Source organism: Microcoleus sp. B13-B6, assembly GCF_036705405.1.
Taxonomy (GTDB): Bacteria; Cyanobacteriota; Cyanobacteriia; order Cyanobacteriales; family Microcoleaceae; genus Microcoleus.
This window is the reverse complement of the sequence record NZ_JAUBUJ010000209.1, coordinates 1-4,363: the sequence shown is the minus strand read 5'-3', so window position 1 is coordinate 4,363 and position 4,363 is coordinate 1. Positions and strand designations below refer to the sequence as shown.

At 37.2% G+C, this 4,363-nt stretch carries 3 protein-coding genes and 2 pseudogenes; 3 read left to right on the top strand and 2 right to left on the bottom strand.

The genetic code is table 11. The features are described from left to right. Window positions 1–6: 6 nt before the first annotated feature. Both QUB35_RS38460 and QUB35_RS38455 read right to left on the bottom strand, forming a co-directional pair. The gene (locus QUB35_RS38460) at window positions 7–459 is read right to left on the bottom strand and encodes a hypothetical protein (protein ID WP_333148262.1); all 453 of its coding nucleotides are present in this window, start codon (window positions 457–459) and stop codon (window positions 7–9) included. A gap of 264 nt (window positions 460–723) precedes the next feature. Further along, window positions 724–1,743, bottom strand: a pseudogene (locus QUB35_RS38455) (IS630 family transposase). A gap of 94 nt (window positions 1,744–1,837) precedes the next feature. Between QUB35_RS38455 and QUB35_RS38450 the strand changes: the two are divergent. From QUB35_RS38450 to QUB35_RS38440, 3 genes and pseudogenes are all read left to right on the top strand, one after another. After that, window positions 1,838–2,287, top strand: a complete 450-nt coding sequence (locus QUB35_RS38450) for a hypothetical protein (protein WP_333148260.1) — start codon at window positions 1,838–1,840, stop codon at window positions 2,285–2,287. 163 nt (window positions 2,288–2,450) lie between these two features. After that, entirely contained in the window at window positions 2,451–3,524 is a 1,074-nt protein-coding gene (locus tag QUB35_RS38445) for a hypothetical protein (protein ID WP_333148258.1), read from the top strand. 278 nt (window positions 3,525–3,802) lie between these two features. Then, a pseudogene (locus QUB35_RS38440) lies at window positions 3,803–3,997 on the top strand (ISL3 family transposase); the annotation flags it as partial. Between the last annotated feature and the right edge of the window lie 366 nt (window positions 3,998–4,363).

Sequence of the window (4,363 nt, the reverse complement as noted above, 5' to 3'; positions counted from 1 at the left end):
AATCAGTTACACTAACCAGAGGGTTAGGCTAATCGTCCTTGGATATTCTTTATCCATTTGGATTAAACGAGTCGCACTCCAGGCAATTGTACTGTAGCCCTGTCCGATAATTACGCCCCCCTGATATTCATGGGTTCTGTCTTTTAAGGTTTTAGCGTCTGGTCTCCCCCATACAGTACGATCAATCGCCACTAATATATGTTCTGTTGCGGGTACTTGCTGTTCTAATTGCTCTCGATACAACTCCATCACTTTTTTTCGGTCAGGTCTACAGTCTTGTAAGGCTTCATAGATACTTGACCATTGTCGATTGAATAGCGGGCTGAGTGAAAATTCTGCCAAACAAGACGCATTCCTGGTGGTCATCACTGCATCCATCAGCTCGAATGTGGCATCTTTCGCTCGCACCAATAATTCGTATGCTGCTTGACGAAAGTCCTTTAATCGTTCACTGTTCATTGAGGGAGTCAATAGGTTTTATTTTTCACCCTCATTCTCTCCCGGCGCGGTGGCTCAAGTCCTGCTTTTGCCACCCTTCTCTCTTTTTTAGTCTAAACTCCAGTTGTCAGCAGCAGGTCGTTTATCTACAGAACTAAAATATCATAATTTAACCCAAATCTGTAGCAGACAATCCACAGCAAAATCCGATGCTAATTCGACCAGTTCTGACCTTTCTAGCTCTAAGCTAATATTTAAAGTTCAGGCACAACTAGAATTAAGTAGTTAAGCAAAATTAATTACATAATTATCTCCAAATTCTTTAAGGATTTTTTCGACAGATGAAACAAGAGCTTGCCAGCTAGAGTACGCATCTATTTCGAGCCATTCATATTGGATAAACCGCCACAAAATCTCAATTAAATTCAATTTAGGTGAATAAGTCGGCAATTCAAATATAGTTAAACCGCGTTTTTTCCATTCTTCAATTTTCTCAAAAATGGCATGGCTAGTATGAATAGAAGCTTGATCTACTACAATAACTGTTGGCCGCTCCACCACAGCAAAGAAAGTATCTATGCAGGCTATGATTACAGAGCGAATTAATAGTCTGCTCTGAAACATAAGCATGAAAAGTGTTTTGCCGATTCATGATTCCCCAGACATTTAAACGCTTAGTTCTACGACTCTCAATTGACAAATATTCACCAATATCTTGCCATCCATAAGGGACACAAGGGATGCCACAAAATCCGGATTCATCTAAATAGTATAAATCAATTTTTCCCTCATTTTCTAGTTGTTTTAATTCTGACAAGTTTTCTTTTTTTTCCTTGTATTCTATGGGGTCTGGCTTGCCACCAACACCTCGACGCATCCTATGCCAACTCATACAAAGTTTTTTAATTATTCTCTTAATAGTTTCCGTACTGATATTAATATTCCATTCTTGTTTAATATTTTGCACTACTTGCTTTAATTGTTTTGGTTGCAATTTTACCCAGTCTCTAATTTGAGCTGATTGTGCGGAATTAAATGTTTCTTTTCTGCCTCTACCTGGTTTATTATATAATCCGACCATTCCCTCATATTCCCATCGATTCAACCAGTTATACATAGTCTTATAACTTATACATAGTCTTATAACTAACTTGAAAAATTTTCATCAAGTTTTCATTTTTGACACCTTGTGAAACTAAGATTAAAAAATGTGCTTGCTAGGCGCACTTGATGATGTCTGCTTTCGCGATAAATTCGGTTTAGAAATTTCAAGGAAAGTGGATTAATATCTCGCATTAAAAACATATAAAACGTCTCTAAATAGTATCCGCTCAATAAATCGGGGTAACAGCAAAAAAGAAGTTTCACAATCTAGGCACAGCATAGTAGAATATGATTCATGACGCAAGAATCATCTCCTCAAAAATTAGTAGAGACCTTACTGCAAAGCATTGAGCCATCTGAGATTGCTGACGAATCATTGCGTCGTACTGTGTCCATATTGCTAAACCTTGTAGAGCAATTACAAGCAGAAACCAGAGAATTACGGTCAGAAAATCAAAGATTAAAATCCGAAAACAATCGCCTCAAAGGAGAACAAGGCAAACCAGAGGTCAAAGCTAATGGAGCGAAAAAGTTAAAAGAGAACTACTCATCCGAAAAAGAGCGAAAAGCACCAAAAAAGCACATTAAAAGCAGTAAAAATGCGATCGTCAAAGTTGACCGCTCAAAAATCCTGGAGTATCCTGAAGCAGAACTGCCATTCGATGCAGAATTTAAGGGTTATGAAGAGGTAATAGTTCAAGACATTTTACTGAAAACAGATAACGTGTTATTCCGGAAACAGTAGTATTACTCACCTTCAGAAAAGAAAACATACGTTTCACCCTTACCATCCGGATATGATGGAGAGTTTGGTCCGGGAGTAAAATCCTTAGTTATGAGCTTGTATTACGGGGGAAACATGACGATGCGGAAAGCTATTAGATTTTTTAAGCAATATTGGGATTTCGATGTCAGCGGGTTATTTATCAAATCTAGTGGTGAAAAATTCATCAAAGTTTGAATCAGAATTTAACGAAGTGTATGAATCCGGATTAGCAAGTAGTCCTTGGCAACACTTAGACCAAACAAGTGCGCGTGTTAAAGGAGTAAATCACACTACAAATATAATTTGCAACCCATTATATACAGTTTATTCTACAACTTTAAGAAAAAACCGATTAAGCGTACTTGGAGTATTACAGAACAACCCAGAACTTGAGTTTATTATATCTCCACTTACTTACCAGCTATTAGATAAGTTCAATGTACCCCAGAAGTGGAGCCATCAAATTAAAGGATTGCTAAGAGAAATTCCGTTGAAGGGTGATGAGTTTAACTCCTTGCTGAATAAAAATATGGGTGCTGTAGGCTCTCAACATCGTACCAGGATTTTAGAGGCAGCAGCGATTGCTTTTTATGCTCAGCAATCCCAGATTCCGATAATAAAAACTCTGGTGACTGATGATGCACCCCAGTTTAAATTACTCACAGATGATTTATCTTTATGTTGGGTGCCTGAAGCAAGACATTATAAAAAGTTAAGTCCATTTGTAACTTGTCATCAAAAAAGTTTAGACAAGTTTCTTGATGATTTTTGGGATTACTACCGAGAATTATTAGCTTATAAAAACTCTCCATCTGGGTTAGAGAAGCTCAGGCTCAAATCAAAATTTTGGGAAATTTTCGGCAGTTCCTCTGGTTATGAACAATTAGATGAACGAAAAAAATTAACTTTGAGTAAAATATCTGAGTTGCTTTTAGTTTTGGAGCATCCGGAATTACCTTTACATAATAACCCGGCTGAACTAGCTGCTAGAACAATCGTGCAGCGACGAAATATTAGTTATGCAACCCAAACTTGTGAAGGAACGAAGGCGATGGACATTTTCATGTCTCTGGTTGCCACTACCCGCAAATTAGGAATTAGCTTTTTTGAATATATGAACGACCGTATTTCTCACCTGGGAAATATTCCATCTTTGGGGATGATTATTCGTCAACAATCTTCAGTTTATTCTTTGGGTGTGTCCTGGTCTGATTGAACAAATTCAAAAAAATATAAAGGCTCTGAATTCTTGGCACTTGATTCCTTTAGTAAGTGTCGTATAAACCCACGGTTAATTGTGACTTTAGTAGCTAAAAAAAGTTATGACATCCTTGATTTTATGATTAATAATACGTCATATTCTACCATGCTGTGCCTAGATTGTGAACCTTCTTTTTTTGCTATTACCCCGATTTATTGAGCGGATACGATAATCACATCTGCGGAATGTGGGTTATCAGCACTTATTGAGCAGTTACGAAAAGAGATCAACAATATTTTCCAGATACTGTGAAGACTATTACTAATTGGTTGGACGAGATAATTGCTTACTTTGATAATAGGACAACAATTGGTATTGTTGAAGGTATTAACAACAAGCTTAAGTTAATAAAACGTTCTGCATATGGCTTTAGGAATTTTGAAAACTACAAAAATAGATGTTTGCTTAATTGTCATTTTAATTGTTAGTTTGGCATACCAAGTAAGGAAGAACCGAAGAACCTTGTAAGGAAGAACCGAAGAACCTTTTTTTTCTTTGCATGATCTCGGTTGATTCGTTTTTGGCTACTCATAACTGGTTCAATTATGGCTGAACTGCTTGCCCCGTAAAGGTTTCGTCCTATTTTACCTTTTTTTGTCTACCCCTTGACAATTTGCACTTTTTCTTAACTTGTCACAAATGAGCCCGTCTAAGTTCTTTAAAACCTAAAACAAAAGCTCCTACATCAGAGAAGCTTTTGTTTGTATATTGCTGAACGGCATCGATCTATTTTCTCAGGCAGTGACCCGCCAAATATCTTCGCCACATGGGGATTTAACAACCGAGTTGAGGAT

Bases quoted from the DNA above. Each gene is read 5' to 3' on its own strand.
- QUB35_RS38460 (WP_333148262.1), bottom strand. From the start codon at position 459: ATGAACAGTGAACGATTAAAGGACTTTCGTCAAGCAGCATACGAATTA.
- QUB35_RS38450 (WP_333148260.1), top strand. From the start codon at position 1,838: ATGACGCAAGAATCATCTCCTCAAAAATTAGTAGAGACCTTACTGCAA.
- QUB35_RS38445 (WP_333148258.1), top strand. From the start codon at position 2,451: ATGTCAGCGGGTTATTTATCAAATCTAGTGGTGAAAAATTCATCAAAG.